Origin of the sequence: Moorena sp. SIOASIH, assembly GCF_010671925.1 — a bacterium.
GTDB lineage: Bacteria > Cyanobacteriota > Cyanobacteriia > Cyanobacteriales > Coleofasciculaceae > Moorena.
In genome coordinates this window covers 487,501-506,226 of sequence record NZ_JAAHIH010000004.1, presented here as the reverse complement: position 1 = coordinate 506,226, position 18,726 = coordinate 487,501, and the positions used below count along the sequence as shown (strand labels likewise).

The 18,726-nt window shown below is 45.0% G+C and carries 15 protein-coding genes; 6 read left to right on the top strand and 9 right to left on the bottom strand.

Going from position 1 to position 18,726, the window contains the following annotated elements; translation table 11 throughout:
- Positions 1-5: 5 nt before the first annotated feature.
- Entirely contained in the window at positions 6-782 is a 777-nt protein-coding gene (locus F6J90_RS23565) for a DUF928 domain-containing protein (RefSeq protein ID WP_293098981.1), read from the top strand.
- Between the two features lie 906 nt (positions 783-1,688).
- Positions 1,689-1,817: a hypothetical protein gene (locus F6J90_RS23560; protein WP_293098978.1), complete on the top strand. Its 129-nt coding sequence runs from the start codon at positions 1,689-1,691 to the stop codon at positions 1,815-1,817.
- A 289-nt stretch (positions 1,818-2,106) separates the two neighbouring features.
- On the opposite strand, the gene F6J90_RS23555 is transcribed toward F6J90_RS23560, so the two are convergent.
- The gene (locus tag F6J90_RS23555) at positions 2,107-2,706 is read right to left on the bottom strand and encodes a solute carrier family 23 protein (RefSeq protein WP_293098975.1); all 600 of its coding nucleotides are present in this window, start codon (positions 2,704-2,706) and stop codon (positions 2,107-2,109) included.
- Positions 2,707-2,962: 256 nt separating this feature from the next.
- On the opposite strand from F6J90_RS23555, the gene F6J90_RS23550 reads away from it, so the two are divergent.
- The gene (locus tag F6J90_RS23550; RefSeq protein ID WP_293098972.1) at positions 2,963-3,385 is read left to right on the top strand and encodes a hypothetical protein; all 423 of its coding nucleotides are present in this window, start codon (positions 2,963-2,965) and stop codon (positions 3,383-3,385) included.
- Between the two features lie 282 nt (positions 3,386-3,667).
- Here F6J90_RS23550 and miaB read toward each other — a convergent pair whose 3' ends face one another.
- The gene (miaB, locus tag F6J90_RS23545) at positions 3,668-5,014 is read right to left on the bottom strand and encodes a tRNA (N6-isopentenyl adenosine(37)-C2)-methylthiotransferase MiaB (RefSeq protein ID WP_293098970.1); all 1,347 of its coding nucleotides are present in this window, start codon (positions 5,012-5,014) and stop codon (positions 3,668-3,670) included.
- A 422-nt stretch (positions 5,015-5,436) separates the two neighbouring features.
- Here miaB and F6J90_RS23540 point away from each other — a divergent pair, with 422 nt between their 5' ends.
- The gene (locus F6J90_RS23540; RefSeq protein ID WP_293098967.1) at positions 5,437-5,625 is read left to right on the top strand and encodes a hypothetical protein; all 189 of its coding nucleotides are present in this window, start codon (positions 5,437-5,439) and stop codon (positions 5,623-5,625) included.
- 88 nt (positions 5,626-5,713) lie between these two features.
- Here F6J90_RS23540 and F6J90_RS23535 read toward each other — a convergent pair whose 3' ends face one another.
- The 3 genes from F6J90_RS23535 to gloA form a co-directional block, all read right to left on the bottom strand.
- Positions 5,714-7,138 (bottom strand): carotenoid oxygenase family protein, encoded by a 1,425-nt coding sequence (locus F6J90_RS23535; RefSeq protein WP_293098964.1) that lies wholly within the window; start codon positions 7,136-7,138, stop codon positions 5,714-5,716.
- Positions 7,080-7,256: a hypothetical protein gene (locus F6J90_RS23530; RefSeq protein WP_293098962.1), complete on the bottom strand. Its 177-nt coding sequence runs from the start codon at positions 7,254-7,256 to the stop codon at positions 7,080-7,082. Before F6J90_RS23530 ends, F6J90_RS23535 begins: the two co-directional genes overlap by 59 nt.
- Positions 7,257-7,376: 120 nt before the next feature.
- Positions 7,377-7,805, bottom strand: a complete 429-nt coding sequence (gene gloA, locus F6J90_RS23525) for a lactoylglutathione lyase (protein ID WP_293098960.1) — start codon at positions 7,803-7,805, stop codon at positions 7,377-7,379.
- A gap of 462 nt (positions 7,806-8,267) precedes the next feature.
- On the opposite strand from gloA, the gene F6J90_RS23520 reads away from it, so the two are divergent.
- The gene (locus tag F6J90_RS23520) at positions 8,268-12,473 is read left to right on the top strand and encodes a HEAT repeat domain-containing protein (protein WP_293098957.1); all 4,206 of its coding nucleotides are present in this window, start codon (positions 8,268-8,270) and stop codon (positions 12,471-12,473) included.
- 35 nt (positions 12,474-12,508) lie between these two features.
- On the opposite strand, the gene dtd is transcribed toward F6J90_RS23520, so the two are convergent.
- The 3 genes from dtd to F6J90_RS23505 form a co-directional block, all read right to left on the bottom strand.
- The gene (gene dtd / locus F6J90_RS23515; protein ID WP_293098955.1) at positions 12,509-12,970 is read right to left on the bottom strand and encodes a D-aminoacyl-tRNA deacylase; all 462 of its coding nucleotides are present in this window, start codon (positions 12,968-12,970) and stop codon (positions 12,509-12,511) included.
- A 397-nt stretch (positions 12,971-13,367) separates the two neighbouring features.
- Positions 13,368-13,877, bottom strand: a complete 510-nt coding sequence (locus tag F6J90_RS23510) for a hypothetical protein (RefSeq protein WP_293098953.1) — start codon at positions 13,875-13,877, stop codon at positions 13,368-13,370.
- 11 nt (positions 13,878-13,888) lie between these two features.
- Complete coding sequence (locus tag F6J90_RS23505; RefSeq protein WP_293098950.1) at positions 13,889-14,671, bottom strand: hypothetical protein; 783 nt, start codon at positions 14,669-14,671, stop codon at positions 13,889-13,891.
- 578 nt (positions 14,672-15,249) lie between these two features.
- Here F6J90_RS23505 and eno point away from each other — a divergent pair.
- The gene (gene eno, locus F6J90_RS23500) at positions 15,250-16,548 is read left to right on the top strand and encodes a phosphopyruvate hydratase (RefSeq protein WP_293098949.1); all 1,299 of its coding nucleotides are present in this window, start codon (positions 15,250-15,252) and stop codon (positions 16,546-16,548) included.
- Positions 16,549-16,767: 219 nt separating this feature from the next.
- Here eno and argC read toward each other — a convergent pair whose 3' ends face one another.
- A complete protein-coding gene (gene argC / locus F6J90_RS23495) occupies positions 16,768-17,826 on the bottom strand; it encodes an N-acetyl-gamma-glutamyl-phosphate reductase (protein ID WP_008188640.1) in 1,059 nt (352 codons plus the stop codon).
- Between the last annotated feature and the right edge of the window lie 900 nt (positions 17,827-18,726).

The following is an 18,726-nucleotide window of genomic DNA, read 5'->3' as shown; positions in this document are numbered from 1 at the left end:
AGTTTATGAAGATAAGATTTCAGTTACTCAACCATTGCTTAGATAATCAGCGCTTTACTATTGGTGTGGTTAGTCTATTTTTAGGGATGACAACTGTAGCCCTAGCCGACTATCAACCACCTTCTGAGCCATCTTATCCGGAAGAACCTACAATTATTAGCGGTACAAGGGGAGGATGTTCTAAGAATGGAAAAGCAAAGTTAACTACACTAGCTCCTCAGAAACATATTGGAAAAACTGTTTCGACTCACCCAACCTTTGCTTGGTTTGTACCGGATGCTGAAGCCTTGCCAATGAAATTTCAGCTTTATCCAGATGATGTAAATCAGAATTCCCAACCCATACAAAATATTGAATTGCAGACGACACCAGGAATAATGACTCACTCACTATCAGAGGATGAACTAGGCTTATCCGTGGGACAGAGATATCTTTGGCAAGTGGTCATTATCTGTGAACCGAATCACCCATCAAGTGCTATCATAGCCCAAGCCTATATCGATGTCGTTCAAGAGTCACCAGACTTAAAAATAGCCCTTGCTGCAGCGACTAACCCCGTTGATAGGGCAGATATCTATGCTGACAGAGGTTTCTGGTATGATGGCTTCGGTGAAGTTGTTGTGGGTTGTGGTGACGATGCTAGACATAGAGAGTTAATGCTAAATCTTTTAACTGATTTAGCAAAAATCGAGGCATCTGGAAATTCAAAATCTGCCAGCCAAAAGAGTGAGCGAATCCAGCAGATTTTAGAGATAGAATTGAAAAAGCCCGTTTGTAACTAAGTTAAGTGTAAGCATTTAGCTAATGCGCGAAGCGCACGCTACGCCAACAGCTGAAACGAGGTTTATTTTAAGGATATGCGCGAAGCGCAGGCTACGCCAACAGCTGACAGCTGACAGTTGACAGCTGACAGCTGACCACTGAATCCTTACCACCATAGTGAAAGCTAACACCGATAGACAACCTCGGATCAAGTATTGCAGTTTTCAGCAATAGTCATAGTGTAATTATGCATTTACTGTTTCTCAACTTGGAAAGTAAGTTAGCAGAAAACGTGAATGCATTACCTATTTAATTCTTTTATTGTATTAAGTAAAGAAACAGTTAGTCAAGGAAACACATATGGACTACTCTTTCTGCTCCCTTCAATAGTTGTTAATAGTTGTAGGTCTGCTCAAGGCACCTAGTCATTTATAGGTGCCTTTTTGTTCAGAGTGCGGCTCTCCTGCCATTTTGGGGTAAACTGTAGAATACTTGTAAGCATTTAGCCATCAGCCGTCAGCCGTCAGCCGTCAGCCTTTGGCTGATAGCACCTCAAGTAGCACCATCTGTAGCGCATTAGCTGATAGCTGTTGGCGTAGCCTGCGCTTCGCGCATATGCTTACGAATAAGTTACAAATTCAAATTGATTGGGTTAACTTAGATGTAGTTGATTGACAAAAGTTTTGGAAGCTGTTGAAATACCGTAGGTTGGGTGGAGGAAGGACACCGAACGCAATCGGTTGTGGTTGTTGGATTTCATACTTCAACCCAACCTACATCGACGCCTATTTGTCAGTCAATCAGATAGTGTAAGTTCACACCGATAGACAAGCTCGAAGCAAGTTTTGCAGTTTTCAGCAATCGTGATAGCGTAATTGTGCATTTGCTATTTCTAAACTTGGCAAGTAAGTTAGCAGAAAACGTGAATGCATTACCTATTTAATTCTTTTATTGTATTAAGTAAAGGAACAGTTAGTCGAGGAGACAAGCATGGACTACTGTTTCTGATTCCTTCAATAGTTGTTGATAGTTTTTGGTCTGCTCAAGGCACCTAGTCATTTATAGGTGCCTTTTTGTTAACAGTGGGGCTCTCCCGGCCACATCCCACACCCAGTAATATCAAGTCTGGTTGAATACCCATAATTATTAAGGAGAGGGTGGGAGGTGTGGGGAGATAGGGAGATAGGGAGATAGGGAGATAGGGAGATAGGGAGATAGGGAGATAGGGAGATTTTTATTAAGGGTAATTATCCTGAGCTGCTTGTCATCCCTGAAAGACCTTAACCCAAGCTACCATGTTCTTCCTTGTATGGAAGTAGCCCATTTAATAACACCCCAAGAATACTAGAAAGTCCAATCCCTGTCTTGATGCAGTCGCTCATGGGGGAAACCACGGCAGTCGCTCATGGGGGAGACCCCCAAGACCGCGCTGCCTCCCCAAGACCGCGCTGCATCGCTTTTGACAGCAGTTGAAGCTAAACTCAGACCAATCACCATAATCACTGGGCCGGTGACAATCGGGGGTAAAATACGGGTAACCATCCCCGAACCGCGCCAAAAAATAATTAGACTTAAAATCAGATAAACAATGCCAGCAGCTGCAAGTCCAGATAAGGTTGCAGGCAAACCATATTTCTGAACACTCAAGGTGATAGGGGCGATAAAGGCGAAGGAAGAAGCGAGATAAACGGGAATTTTACCCCCCGTAACCAGTTGAAAACATAACGTTCCCACACCAGAAGTAAACAGGGCAACATTCGGGTTTACTCCAGCTAGAATGGGGACTAACACCAACGCACCAAAGGCAACAAACAGCATTTGTGCGCCGTTCCCGTAGCGTGGCCAAAGGCCTTGGAGGACATCTTTAAAACGGAAGTGATAAACGCTGGAAACTGTCGTTGCTTTAAGGTCTGGGTTCGGTGAATGTTCAGGGAATTCACTCATAAGTTGCTGACACTTTTGTCAATTCTCTTGGTGCGTATTCCCGTGGGCGTTGGAACCTCACGCCTTGTCGCACCGCTACTCAAAAGTTATCTTACACTGAACTGAGTGGGGAACCATGGAAATCATTCCATATCATAACTAGGGATTGATTCAGTAATTCCTCAAGGGACATTACCCACCAAAGCTGATAAGATTCCAAACAACTAGCTTATAACTTGATATAAGTTGGTAATTGCAAACAACAAGGCAACAAGCTATGGAACAGAAAGCAACTGCGTCTACTAAACTAGTCACCGGTAACTTTGTGGTGATCCAGGGAGATATCAATCGCAGAATTGGCGATGGTGGTGCCAGCCTCTGGAAAAAGACCTTCAACACAGGGGGACGCTACAAGGGCGGGGCTGCCATCCTGATGTTGATGGTTAAAGGATTGACAGCAACTGACAGTGATGCAGAGGTCAAAATCAATGGTAAAAGTGTAGGGAAGATCTACTCCTACGAGGGAGCTAATCCGAAGCATTGGTTTACCCAAATCATTAACATTGGTGCTGGAATTCTCAAGGACGGCGATAATGAGCTGGAGGTTGAGGCCGTAGATTTACCAAACCCCTCTGCTGGTGACCTCTATAACGATTTTTACATACGGGATGTGGTTTGCTTCTTCCAGCGGGAAGATTAGGAAATATCTTTTATAGCAACGGAACTATAGTTTAGGACATAGTTTTTGCTTTAAAGGGAATAGGGAATCGGGAATCGGGAATCGGGAATCGGGAACAGGGAACAGGGAATAGGGAATAGGGAACAGAAATTATGTCAAAACCTTTACTTCTACTGTTATAGTTTCATTTCCTATTTTCAAGGGGGTGGATACGTATGTTTGCCCTGTGGAAACCCCCAAGAGCTCCCGACTCCCGACTCCCGACTCCCGACTCCCGACTCCCTATTCCCGACTCCCTATTCCCTATTCCTCTACTCGCTCACCAGTCAAGCTAAAGGCACGAGCTTCGGTAATTTTAACTAGAACTAGCTCACCTTTAAGGTGATTAATATCCCCAGTGAAGAACGTGAGACGATTTCCTTTGGTTCTGCCCATCACTTGAGTATTGTCTTTGGGATTCTGGTCTTCCACCAGCACTTCCTCAATCCGTCCCAGGTAACGTTGCGATCGCTCAGCTGCTTTTACCGCAACTAGGTGGTTGAGACGTTGAAGGCGATCGCATTTGACCTCCTCAGGGAGCTGATTTTCCCACAATGCTGCTGGTGTACCAGGACGAGGGGAATAGGCAGCGGTATTGAGCTGGTCAAAGCCAATATCTTCTACTAGTTTTAGGGTATTCTCAAATTGTGCTTCGGTTTCCCCAGGAAAGCCCACAATCGCATCTGCACTAATCGATGCATCGGGCATATAGTCCCGAATGGTATTAATAATCCGGCGATATTTCTGGTGGGTATAGCCCCGTGCCATAGCTTTGAGAATATCGTTATCCCCAGATTGGAAGGGAATGTGGAAATGTTCGCACACTTCCGGCAACTCGTGACAGGCGCGGATTAGCCGTTCTGTAAAATAGCGGGGGTGACTAGTAGCAAAGCGGAGCCGCTCAATCCCTGGCACATTGCTAACATAATACAGTAAATCTGTCAAGGTGTGCTGATGCCGCCCCGATTCAGTCACTCCTGGTAAGTCACGTCCGTAAGCATCAATATTTTGTCCCAAGAGGGTGACTTCCTTATAGCCTTGCCTTCCTAACTCCTCCATTTCTGCCCGAATGGCTTCTGGAGTACGGGATTGCTCTAAACCTCGGACATTGGGGACTACACAGTAGGTGCAGCGTTCGTTACACCCATAAATTATATTTACCCAGGCGCTAATGCTGCTGTCCCGTCTTGGTTTAGTGATGTCTTCAACAATATGAATTGGTTCTGTAGCAACTAGCTGGTTGCCATCAAATACCTGGTCTAGCAAATCCCCTAAACGATTGGCGTGTTGCGGTCCCATGACTAAGTCAACTTCTGGGACTCGCCGCAGCAGTGCTTCTCCTTCCTGTTGTGCCACACAACCAGCTACTACCAAGGTCAGGTCTGGTTGTTGGTGTTTGCGCTTTGCCTGTCTTCCTAGGTAGGAATAAACCTTTTGCTCAGCATTATCTCGAATGGTACAAGTGTTGTAGAGAATTAAGTCAGCCTCGTTGGGATTGTCTGACCACTGGAAGCCTATATCCTCCAGGATTCCAGCCATCCGCTCGGAGTCGGCTTTGTTCATCTGGCAGCCAAAGGTGGTGATATGGTAGCGGCGGGGAAATGAGGTCATCTTACGTTACACAGCTAAGGATTCGATCAGGGGATCTTCTCTAATTATAAATTTTCCGACCTACTCCTCGTGCTCATCCCTATCCCAAACCTAAATTACACCCCTAGACAAAACCTATAGATAGTTAGCAGCATTTTTCTCTAATCAACATTTTATTAACCAGAAGTTTGGTCTGCTTGCTTTACCTTGATTGACTCTTTAATTATATCCGTAAATACACCTATTTTAAACATTAAGCTATTTCTATATATCCCTAAAATCATCGTTTTTTGTTGGTTTTAATTAAGTTAAACTAGTGTTTTTTTTGCTGGTTTTATTATTTGATTATTTTTTGATTAATTTAGTTTTTATTTAAAATTTATGCTGATTTTGCTGGAAAAGTTTTGAAGTAATGAGTAGAAACTTTGAGCAAGGTCACCACAATGGGTTTTCAAAGCTATATCTTGTTATCTACTCTACTAGTTACTGTTGGTATTAATTTTTACCTAGGTGAGTCTAGTTCTCGACAGGGATACCAGTCTGATTCTGTTGACCAGCAATTACTAGCTGTACAGGAGGAAAGTTGTCCTCCAGGAAGCGGACGGCGAGAGAATTATGATTGTTTAAATTGAAAGCATTTATCATTAAAAAATTGGCTATATCCTGCTGTAATTGATAACTACAGTTCAGGTAAATTTATCAGGTAAATTTAAAAGGTAACTACCTGGATTTCCACTGACCATGAAAGCTTAAGGGGATAACCTTTGGTAATCCCAGACGACATATCGGTTCTTGATTTAGGGTGTTTCTACCAAATACCATCACTTCACTAGTATCAGAATTTGCGTCATACACAACTGTTAATATCCAACCCTGGTCAGGATTGAGGCTATCCGGTGCATAGACTGGTTCCGAGGGATAGCGATTTTCCCCTAAATCAGCCACAATCAAGGTGCTAGTTTTGTGCTCAAAACATCCAATTGCACCCAATAATTCTTTACTAATATCGACCACTTCGCGATGTACTGATAGATAAGTATGAGGTGAGTATTGTCCTACTCGCTGTTGCGGCACTACAGGAAATTCACAGCTTCTATCCAACAACTGTTGTAACTGCACAACCTGACCAGTGTCAGGATTGAGTCGGGCTTGCCACAGGGTTCCTTTCGCGTTGGTTTTAGTTTCACCAGTGGCAACTTCTTTCAAATACTGATTGGTCTGAAAGTCGGCATAACGGACAAAATCAATCACGATCAAGCCATCTTTCTCCACATAACCATTGCTGAAGTGCCACTGATACCAGGGTTCAGCTTCACCGCGACTGACTACACTAAGGCTGTCACAATCTACGATAATAATTTGGGTTGACTTATTTGGATGCCACTCCATCGCATCACCATAGCTGCACCAACCCAGAGCTACTTTTAGGAAATTCACTCGCACTGGGGGTACAAAAAATACTAGATACGGCCCTGCCAGAACAAAATCATGGACTAATGGCAAACCCTCTAACTGTACTGACCCTTGTTTGATAATTTTGCCAGTGGAGTTGCTATTGTAAATGTTGAGTCTGCTATTAAGTTCAGCCGTCAGTCCAAAGTTGAAAATCTCCCCGGTCTTGGGATCAATCTTGGGATGGGCAGAAAAGCTTGCTCCTTTGCCTAGGCCAGATAAGTCATCAGTGCCTCTGGTTTCTAAGGTCTGGAGGTCTAAGGCATGGGGATAACCACCTTCCCATAGGGCTAACAATTTATCTGGTAATGGTAGCACTGAGGTATTGGCAGCATTTTTAACTGGCTTACTCCAGCGTTTCCAGATAGGTCCTGGTGTTGTCATGCCATAGTTGGGGTACAGTAATTTGTCAGCAGCAGCTTCTGCTTGATAGCCAGAGGTTTGGACGTAGCGATAAACTCCTGTGGCACCAGCAGGGGTAAAATGTACTGCTAAAATTGCTCCATCACCATCAAACCAATGTCCAACCGCTACACCACCTCGCTCTAACCGTGCAGGACCATTTGTATACAGAGAACCTCGCAACCCTTCTGGGATTTTGCCAGAGATGACCGGCAGGGCAGTAGGCGGAAATTCAGTTGCCGGTTTTGCGATCGCATTCGCCCAGCCTTTTGTAGTAGATGCTTGATTCATCGTTGCTATAGCAGTTTTCAAAGGGAATAGGGAACAGGGAACAGGGAACAGGGAAGAGTGTAGGGAGATAGGGAGATGGGGAGATAGGGAGATAGGGAGATAGGGAGATAGGAAACATTTTTATAGGGTTTCCCATACTTACCAGCTACATTCAATTTTCTTACCCCGATTCCCGATTCCCGACTGCCGATTCCCGATTCCCGATTCCCGATTCCCGATTCCCTACTCCCGATAGTTATTACCCAGCAACTGCTGTCGCTTCTGGTTTCTGGGCAGACTCCTGATCTTTGCGTTGGATCAGTTCAATCTTGTATCCACTCGGGTCTTCCACAAAAGCAATCACTGTTGAACCGTGCTTCATCGGTCCTGGCTCTCGCACTACCTTACCACCAAGAGATTTAATTTGGTCGCAGGTTTGGTAGATATCGTCTACACCAAGGGCAATATGACCGAAAGCATCCCCGATGTTGTACTGATCAACCCCCCAGTTATAGGTTAGTTCAATAACCGTGTTGTCAGATTCATCCCCGTAGCCTACAAATGCTAAGGTAAATTCTCCCCCTGGAAAGTCCTTCTGACGGAGCAGCTTCATGCCTAGGACATCGCAGTAAAACTTGATCGATTCCTCAAGATTGCCGACTCGCAGCATTGTGTGTAGCATTCGCATTAGCTTAGTGTCTCCTGTTGAATCAGTCAATTCGGTTCTATTGTATAGCAGTTGTTAGAGGGAGCAGGGAGTAGGGAGTAGGGAGTAGGGAGTAGGGAATCGGGAGTCGGGAATCGGGAATCGGGAATCGGGAGTCGGGAGTCGGGAATCGGGAAGAAATCCTGTTTACCTGATGAGTATCAGAATTGCTATAGCATTTTGCTTTGATATCTGAAATATAATTGAGAACCCAGCGCTATCCCTCGAATTCTGATCAAGGTCGGGTTTGGAGGTCTGTCCACTAGACATGGCAGAGTTTACGAGCTTCTTGTGTCTAGAATAGAGTTGATTATTCTACAGTTCATTTAGCGATCGCATTTTCCCACTTCCGATTCCCGATTCCCGATTCCCGATTCCCGATTCCCGATTCCCGATTCCCGATTCCATTCAACCAACTAACCTTTAACCCGATTAACCCTTAAGATGGTCACTTGGGATCCCTATCTAGCATCAATCCGTAAAGAGTACGACCAATGGTGGCAATTTTATACCCTCACCGATGTCGAAGACCGTAAACCCAAGCAACAGCAAGCAACTCCTATGCTGTTTGATTTTGGCCTGATGGTGCAAACCATCAAGTCGGAGCAGCCACAAACAGACCACAATCAGCAAGAAACTGAGCGCTTGCCTGTGCTAGAAGGATTACGCAAGTATGCTGGTGACCATGTTTTACTGGTAGGACGTCCAGGTTCAGGAAAATCCACAGCCTTAGTGCGATTGTTGAAGGATGAGGGGATACAAGGCAAAATTCCGGTGCTGGTTGAACTGCGATATCACCAGACATCCGTGTTGGAGTTAGTGAAGGATTTCCTAGAAAGCCATCTTGGTCAACCGCTCGACTCGAAGGAGATCAAAACACTACTGTTTCAGGGAGAATTCTTACTACTGATCGATGGGGTAAACGAGTTACCGTCACAAGAAGCACGCCTGGATTTGACTAAGTTTCGGCAGAAATACCAGAAGACTACTCCCATGATTTTCACCACTAGAAATTTAGGAGTGGGTGGTGACTTGGGGATTGAAAAGAAGTTGGAAATGCAACCCTTGAGTCCAGACCAAATAGAGGAGTTTGTCCGAAAGTATTTGCCTGAAAAGGGAGAGCAAATGCTTAACCAGTTGGGCGATCGCTTATGGGAATTTGGACAAACCCCTCTACTATTGAAGATGCTATGTTTCCGGTTTCAGGATAAGGGGGATATACCGTCGAATCTGGGGTTAGTGTTTCGCTCATTTACCGAGCGTTATTCTAAGCAAATCAAGCAAGATGTTAACGTTTCCGATGAATCAAGAGAATTTTGGCCAGACCTGCTGCAACAGTTAGGGTTTGTGATGACAACAGGGAATAATCCCAAGCAGCTCATCATTGCTATTCGCAAAACAAAAGCCCAGGAAATTCTAGCTGACTATCTACGCCAGAAGGATTTTATTGATCCTGATGTTCGCGCTAGGACCTGGCTAAAAGACTTACTGAAGCATCACTTGCTTCAACAATCAGGAGACTTGATTGAGTTTCGACACCAATTAATCCAAGAATACTATACAGCGGAATATTTATTGAAGCAATTACCAGGTATTAGTGATCAGGAGTTGCAACAGAACTATCTCAATTATTTGAAATGGACAGAACCTCTGGTGCTGATGCTGCCATTGGTAGATAATCGAAACCAAGCCCAGCGGGTGGTAAGGTTAGCTTTAGCAGTGGATTGGCAACTGGGAGCGAGGTTAGCAGGAGCAGTAAAACCAGAGTTTCAAGAGCAGACTGTCGAGTTGGTGGTTGGGTTAGAGGTTCCTAACTTGCTTAAGGTTGAGCTGTTGGTAATAACTGAATCAGATAGAGCGATACCTGAGCTAATTAAATGGTTGGATAATAAGCACTGTCTAGATGATGACGACTTAGATTTAGGTTATTTTGCAGCAGATGCTCTGGCAAAACTTGGGACAAAAGTAGTAGTTGAATCGCTAATTAAGTTTTTGGATAATGACGACTTAAAATTCCGTAAATTTGCAGTATATGCTCTGGAAAAAATCAACCCAGAATTAGCGATAGAGCCGTTAATTCAATGCCTGAAGGATGACGACCCCGAAGTGCTGAGTAGTGCGGCAGAAGCTCTCGCAAGCATTGGCACAAAAGAGGCGATAGAGCCATTAATTAAATGCCTGGATCATGAGGATGTGTGGGTTAGTCATCATGGGTTATCTGCGATGGAGCTAATGAGCACAGAAGCCAGGATAGAGCTATTAAATAAATTCCTTAATAATGGCAATAGTTTTATTCGTTTAAGGGCAGCAATGGCTCTGGAACAAATGGGCACAGAAGAAGTGGCAATAGAGCTGTTAATAAAATGCCTCAATGATGATGACTCATCTGTGCGTAAGGTTGCAGCAGAATCTCTGGGTAAAATTGGGACAGAATTAGCAATAGAGCCGTTAATAAAATGCCTCAATGATACGGAATCATCTGTCTATAGTCAGGCAGCAGATGCTTTGAAGAACATTGGGATAGAAGTGGCGATTGACCAATTAAATAAATCTTTGAATGATGATGACTCTTCTGTCCGTAAAAATGCGGCAGATGCTCTCGGTAAAATTGGCACAGAAGCTACCATTGACCCATTAATAAAATGCCTGGATGATGATGATTCATCTGTGCGTAATATTGCGGCAGATGCTCTCGGTGAAATTGGCACAGAAGTGGCGATTGAGTCGTTAATTACAAAATGCTTGAATGATGAAAACTCATCTGTACGTAAAAGTGCTACAGAAGCTTTGGGTAAAATTGGAACAGAAGCCACTATCGATCCGTTAATTCAATGCCTGAATGCTCCCGAATCAGATGTCCGTAAAAGTGCCGCAGATGCTCTGGGCAAAATTGGCACAAAAGTGGCGATTGACCCGTTAATTAAATGCCTGGATGATGATGACTCATCTGTGCGTTTAAGTGTGGTAGATGCTCTGGGCAAAATTGGTACAGAAGTGGCGATTGAACCGTTAATTAAATGCCTAGAGGATGATAACTCATCTGTGCGTAGCATGGCGGCAGAAGCTCTCGGAAAAATAGGCACAGAAGTCGTTATCGAGCCGTTAATTAAATGCCTAGATGACCCTGAATCATATGTGCGTTTGAGAGCAACATATGCTCTAGGAAATATTGGGAAAGAAGCGACAATAGAGCCCTTAATTAAATGCCTAGATGATGACGAGTATTTTGTGCGTAGTAGTGCAGCAGAAGCTTTGGGTAAAATTGGTACAGAATTCGCGATAGATCAGTTAATTAAATGCCTGAATAATAACGACTATTTGGTGCGTAGCAGAACGGAATTTGCTCAGGGGGAAATTGGGATAGAACTCATGACGGATAGTACGGTTCTGCTAAGAGCTGCAGGAGCTCTCCAGCAAATTGGGACAGAAGCTATTATTCCTAAACTCATGAATCTCCTGAAAAAGCAAGAATTTGCAGCAACTCACAATGAAGAGATTTTTCAGTACACCATGGATGCCCTTAACGCTATTCAAGAACGCTGCCAAGTCTACAACCCAATCTATTGTCCCAAACCCACTCCCAAACCCGATCCTCCCAAATTCATTCCCACTCAAACCATATACATCCTCCACCTCTCGGACCTCCACATCACCACCGGTGAGCAAGCTACCCTTTGGTCAAACCAACTCGCCCAAGACCTCACCCAAGACCTTAAAATCCCTCACCTTGATGCTCTGATCCTCTCCGGTGATATCGCCAATTATTCCACTCCAGAAGAATACCAGGCTGCACAACAGTTTCTCGAAAACCTCCGCCTAGACTTCCCCGACCTAGACCCGAAGCAAATTGTTATAGTCCCTGGTAACCATGACCTCAACTGGAAACTATCAAAAGACGCTTATGAGTTATGCGATTGGCCTTCGGCCACGCTACGCGAACGCACAAAAGACCATGATAAACTCCAAGACGGTGACTACATCAAAGTCACTGATGAGGTGATTCGGGTCCGAGACGAAACCAAATACCAACAACGCTTTGCCCACTTCAGCCAATTCTATCAAGCTATCAAAACTGAACCCTATCCCCTAGACTATGACCAGCAAGGGATTATCGACTATCTCCCAGAGCAAAATTTGCTGATCCTAGGACTAAACTCCGCTTGGGAACTGGATCACCACTTCAGAGACCGTGCTAGCATCCACTCAGGTGCTGTGAGCAATGCCCTGAAGCAGATTCGCCGTAACCCAGACTACGGCAACTGCCTGAAAATAGCAGTTTGGCACCATCCCCTCAATAGTGACGGAAGCGATCGCATTACCGACCCAGGATTTATGGAACAACTCGCTGTTGCTGAATTTCGCTTGTTCCTCCACGGACACATCCACAAAGCCCAAGCCAGCGTTTTCCCTTACGACCTCAGCCGAGATGGGCGCAAACTCCATGGAATTTGTGCTGGCACCTTTAGCGCACCAACCTTTGAACTACGATCCGCTTATCCCTGGCAATATAATCTACTGATATTTGAAGGTAATCAGCTCACTGTCCGGACTCGCCGCCGGGAAGAAGAAAATGGTGCTTGGAAACCTGATGCACGGTGGGGTCAGGGTGCGGGAAAAAGTGCTTTGGATTATTATCCCATTGAGTTGTAGGGAGTCGGGAATCGGGAATCGGCAGTCGGGAGTACTTACCGCACTGATGCTTCTTTCTCCAACAACAGTGTCACAGGACCATCATTTTCTATACAAACTTCCATCATCGCACCAAACTCACCAGTTTCTACCCGCAACCCACTCATCCGTAACTTATCCACAAATAGTTGATACAATGCCCTAGCGTATTCTGGAGCAGCGGACTGACTAAAGGAAGGGCGGCGTCCTTTGCGACAATCTCCGTAAAGGGTAAACTGGCTAACCACCAATAGCTCACCACCTATATCCTGCACGGACTTTTCCCAACGGTCATTACCAGTAGTCTCGTCTGGAAATAGCCTTAAGTCTAGACACTTTCGCGCCATCCAGTCTAATTCAGCTTCCGTATCAGTATCCGCAATACCGACTAGTAGGTTAAGCCCTCGCCCTATTTTCCCAATCACTGTTGTTTCTACTTCGACTTGAGAGGATTTGACTCGTTGGATGATTACACGCATATGTAGCAGTTCTCAATTGGCTGAGGTATTTCGTCCTGGGTTTTAGGGAACAGGGAGCAGCGGATCTGGGAACAGTAGGAAAAAGATATGAGTGTTTTTAGGTGTTATGATCAATGCCTATCCTAGACTGATTATACTCAATAACTAGTTTAAATGAGCGATTACCCCTTAAATAGCAAGAGATTCAACAAAGCTACTGCATCAATACAATAACAAGCAATTTTTATGAAAATTGCTTTTTTAAATCACTAAAAGCCTTACTTAGTAAGCTTACGAGCAATTATTTTATACTAATTTATAATCGCCACACTAGGAGAGCACTTCTTCCCGATTCCCGATTCCCGATTCCCGATTCCCGATTCCCGATTCCCTGTTCCCTCTTCAACACTTCTAATTCCTAAAACCTAATTAACGATAATACCAAAAGAAAGCCAATTTCTAACAGATAAGTAATGCAAACGCTACGGTTTAATAAACCATCCCAAAGATAGCCTTGGCGTTTGGGAGTATTACTGCGCTTAAAGGTACGACTCCAGCCAGTAAAAATAGCTGGACTGCGCAAGTTAAACTCCTGAGTCAAAATTTCCTCAATTTCTACCAAACGGGGATAGAAACCACGCTGGAAGTGTTTCCATTGGCTTTCTAGAATCCAGAAAAACAGGGGAATAGCACAGCCAATCAGGGCGATGCTATTCTGTTTTTCTTTTAAGACCATACGCACAACCACACCAGTGGCCGTAATCCCCAAGGCTTTAATCACCCAGATTTGTTTGTTGTAATCTTCTACAGTAGTTTGCAGGAAAAAATATTCCTGTTTGAGCAGATTTAGCTCGAATTCTGATCGCTTAGCGTGGCCAACGGCCAATCCCGATGGGGTTTGGGGGTCGATGGGTGATGGACTAGACATAACGTTGGTGTTCAAGTAGACACAAAGTGTTGCTTGTGCAAAACCTTTTGCATCGCTGTCATCTGAGCTTTGGCCTGTTGCAACTGACTTTGAAGTTGCTGAATATCTTCCGATGGTAATGATACTACTTCAGAATGGGATTTAAGCCCAGTATGGGTTTGACCATTACCCACCCCAGTATGCGTTCGCGTAGCGTGGCCTACGGCCAATCGCTTGTACTCAAAGGTTTTGGCTCGCCCCTTCATCGCCGATTTAGCTACTGGTTGATATTCTCTCGACCCAGTCTTAGTCACCAGTGGTTCACGGTTTGACTGGAAGCTAGAACTAGTATATACGGTGTAGTTAATTGGCTGCTGTGGCCATGTCTGATTCTCTGTCTGATTCTCTGTCTGATTCTCTGTCTGATTCTCGATCTGATTTTCTAAAGGCTTGTGTTGAGGAAGGTTCTGCTGGGATTCTGAAAGCCTAAGTTTTTCTAATAATTCTTCCTTTTTTTGAATTTGTTGTGCTAGATCTGATAGCTGTGACTGAAGTTGGGATGACTGTTGAGCAGAGTGTTGCCATCCTGCTATGGCGACACTGGCCATACCAGCTCCCAGACTAATCACCGTTGCTAAGGTCAGGTAAGGCGTTGCCGCATCTCGCACGTCACCGTAGAATAGTTGCTCCTCCTGTACTTTAATGGATAATGGCTGAGCACCGAACCAGCCTACGGGTAACGTCAGCGCAGCAAATACTGTTGCTGAAATCAATGCTGGTCTAAACACAAATTTCTGAAGTGTGGAGGAAGTCATATAGTATATTATTGCCCTTAACAACAGCTCAGGAAGAGTCCTGAAACCCTAGTAATCTTAACTACTCTTCCCCTAGCTTATTTAAAATTATTTTAGTTATTTGTGAGCTAACTCTAAAATAATTGTGATTATTTTCAGCAATTTTCGTGAGCCATATCACCATTAGTATGGTCGAAATATTTAGGGCGATTATATCAACAATACTCTAGGTATAGAAAACTGTGTACTGTTGATGTTCCAGACCTTAAAGTGGCACACTCTGATTGTAAGCATTAAGTTATCAGCACCTAGTTATCAGCACCAACTAGTCAGCTTTTCAACCATGGCTGAACGCGCACGCGTGCGCGTAGCGCTTAAGCTGATAGCTAATAGCGGATAGCTCAGATACCGGATAGCTCACAGCTCCTAAGGGCTGAAATGGCTGACATGATTGATTAACTAGGAGATTGAAAGAAGTAACATTCCGTTCGCGTAGCGTGGCCATTCGCGTAGCGTGGCCAACGGCCAAGGCCTTTCTTATCCTAGGGCGATTTAACGATTAAGGCAGTTGCAATCTTTACATAATTAGAGGAAAAAGCATGTTGACTAAATCAGAAACTGCAATTGCGGCAATTGATGCCAGAGAGATATTAGATTCTCGTGGACGTCCGACAGTAGAAGCCCAAGTGCGCCTTGTTAACGGTGCCGTGGGAATTGCCCAAGTTCCCAGTGGTGCTTCTACTGGTACTTTTGAAGCCCATGAACTACGAGATAATGATCCCCGTCGCTACGGTGGTAAAGGGGTACTCAAGGCAGTATCGAATATCAAAGAAAAACTCGGCCCGGAGCTATTGGAAAACGATGCTCTCAACCAAATGTTGGTTGATCACAAGATGATTCATCGGGATGGTTCGGCCAACAAAAAGAATATGGGAGCAAATGCCATCCTAGCTATTTCCCTAGCTACAGCAAAGGCGGCGGCGGCCAGTAAAGGACTCCCCCTCTACCGCTACTTAGGCGGACCACTAGCTAATCTACTACCAGTTCCGTTGATGAATGTGATCAACGGTGGTGCTCATGCGGATAATAATGTGGATTTTCAGGAATTCATGATTGTGCCAGTGGGAGCGAAGTCGTTTCGAGAGGCCCTGCGCTGGGGAGCTGAGGTTTTTGCAGCCTTGGCTAAGGTTTTGAAAGAGAAAAAATTACTTACCGGTGTGGGAGATGAAGGTGGCTTTGCTCCCAATTTGGGGTCAAATAAAGAAGCGCTAGACTTATTGATTGCCGCTATAGAAACATCTGGGTATAAGCCAGGGGAACAAATCGCTTTAGCCATGGATGTGGCCGCGAGCGAGTTCTACAAAGAAGCTCAGTATGTCTATGATGGGCAGCCTCACTCCCCAGAAGAGTTTGTTAACTATCTAGCTGAGTTGGTGGGGCAATACCCAATTGTTTCTATTGAAGATGGACTCCACGAAGAGGATTGGAGTAATTGGCAGTTGCTCACTGAAAAACTGGGTTCCCGTATTCAGTTAGTGGGTGATGACCTATTTGTTACCAATCCCACCAGGCTACAAAAAGGTATTGATATCGGTGCGGGTAACTCGATCTTGATTAAGCTCAATCAAATTGGTTCCTTGACCGAAACTCTTGAAACCATTGACTTAGCAACTCGCAACGGTTTCCGTTCCGTAATTAGTCACCGTTCTGGGGAAACCGAAGATACTACCATTGCTGATCTAGCCGTTGCTACTCGTGCTGGTCAAATTAAAACAGGTTCACTGTGCCGTAGTGAACGGGTGGCTAAGTATAACCAGTTGCTGCGGATTGAAGATGAATTAGGCGATCGCGCCATTTATGCTGGAACTTGTGGCATGGGACCCCTTTGTCAGGGTTGAAGGTTAGGAGGTTAGGAGGTTAGGAGGTTGAAGGTTGAAGGTTGAAGGTTAGGAGGTTGAACGCGATTGCGTGGCCTTTGGCCAAGGTTGAAGGTTGAAGGTTGAACGCGATTGCGTGGCCAATAGGCCAAGGTTATTTGGTGGAGAGTGTGGGAAGAATGGTTTTTTCCTATCTCCCCCTACTTCTGGTTTATTTTGCACATCGGTCCCACAACCGATTCACGGATAAAAACTCAGTTGAGGCAAGCCTAGGGTTTCGTCCCAACCCATCATCAGATTCAAACACTGTACAGCTTGACCAGCTTGACCTTTGAGCAAGTTGTCGATGGCTGACATGACGATAACTCGGTCAGTTCGGCTATCGACTTCTACCCCTATGTAACAAAGATTAGTGCCACAAGCCCACTTGGTTTGGGGATAGGTGCCACTGGGTAACACCCGGACAAAGGGAGAGGCGCGGTAGAAGGCGGTGTAAATAGTGAATAAATCTTCCCTGACTAGTCCCGGATCCTGCAATGTGGCATAGACAGTAGCCAGGATTCCCCGTACCATGGGAACGAGGTGGGGTGTAAATTGCACCCTGACTTCGTGACTGGCTAAATGACTGCAAATTTGCTCAATTTCTGGGGTATGGCGGTGATGGGTCACCCCATAAGGGGCTAGAGAGCTGTCAGCTTCTGCTAGTAAGAGATTGGTTTTTGCCTTGCGTCCACCCCCAGAGGTGCCGGATTTGGCATCGATAATGGCAGTGTCTGGAATAATCAGACCCTGTTTGAGCAGGGGAGCAATGGCGAGCAGGCTGGTGGTGACGTAGCAACCAGGACAACCGACTAACTCGGCAGAGGAAATGCGATCGCGATAAAGTTCCGGTAAACCATAAACAGCAGTAGCAGCGGTTTCTTGGTCGTGGCGCTCTCCACCGTACCAGCTTTTGTAAGTCTCCAGTTTACTAAATCGATAGTCAGCTGAGAGGTCGAGAACTTTTAATCCTTTTGATAACAGTGATGGTGCTAGCTTATGGGCTAAACCGTTAGGCAACGACAGAAACACTACCTGACAACGGGATACAATAGTATTTATGTCAATAGGCTCAATGGTTAGATTCACACGATGGCCTAGATGAGGGTAAAGCTCGGCAAATCCCTTGCCAGCACTGCTTTCTCCACCCAAATAAACTACATCGACTCCTGGGTGATCCATCAAGAGCCTTACAAGTTGTACGCCACCATAACCAGAAGCACCAATTATGCCTACTGGCAGGCGTTCTAAATCCCCCATCATGTTCCTTTCCTATAGGGTAAGAGCTTTGACATCATCCCCCACTAAGGGCTAATTGCTGGCTCAGTGGGAGATTCTCAACCTTGGGGCTGAGTATACACCTGCTTCCGGGACTCTTAACTAGACCAAGAACAACCTCAGTCCCCGTCAGACCCTCTCCACAGGTATTTTCATTCACTGTCTTGCGAACAGTGGCTCAGTTTTCTACGTCCTGTTTTAGCACTATTTGTGCAGTTGCCACATCTGTTAGTCAATCCGATCACTCACAAAAATTATCCCCTAGCAAAGGATCGTGAAAACTGACTAAGTTTACCCTAATCCCTCAGTTATTGGCAACATTTGAATGCCACAAGAGCAGTTGTGATTTGGTAAGCATTCAGCTATCAGCCCTTAGCGGTCAGCTTAAAACAAGCTATCCGGCTGACGAGTTCAACGGACTCAAAGCCAAAGACTATAAATTCCTCGCTCAGGGGAGGTAACTGATATTAAACGAAGACTTACCTGTTTCATTCAAAAGCACCTCAAGCAGCACCTCAAGTAGCACCTTAGCTGATACCTGACGGCTGAATGCTTAGGTAATTTCCCAAATCACAAGGCGCTGACATCGGAACCTGCTTCTGGTGATTAAAAGTGTGGTCTATCACCAAGCAAGCCGCCGCACTTCGATAGACTATACTAGTGACCAAGAACATCTAACCGGGTGCATCTCATTTTTGTAAAAAAGAAGGAAAGTTTGGGAAGTGTGGGGAGGGGGGGAGTGTGGGAAGTGTGGGAATTTTCGGGGGAATTTTTGCCTAATTTCAGGCATTGAGATGCACCCATCTCACCTAAGCGTCAAGTGTCAAACTTGGGAAAATGAGCTAGGATCATTCTCCCATTGATTTCAAGCCCATTCATTAA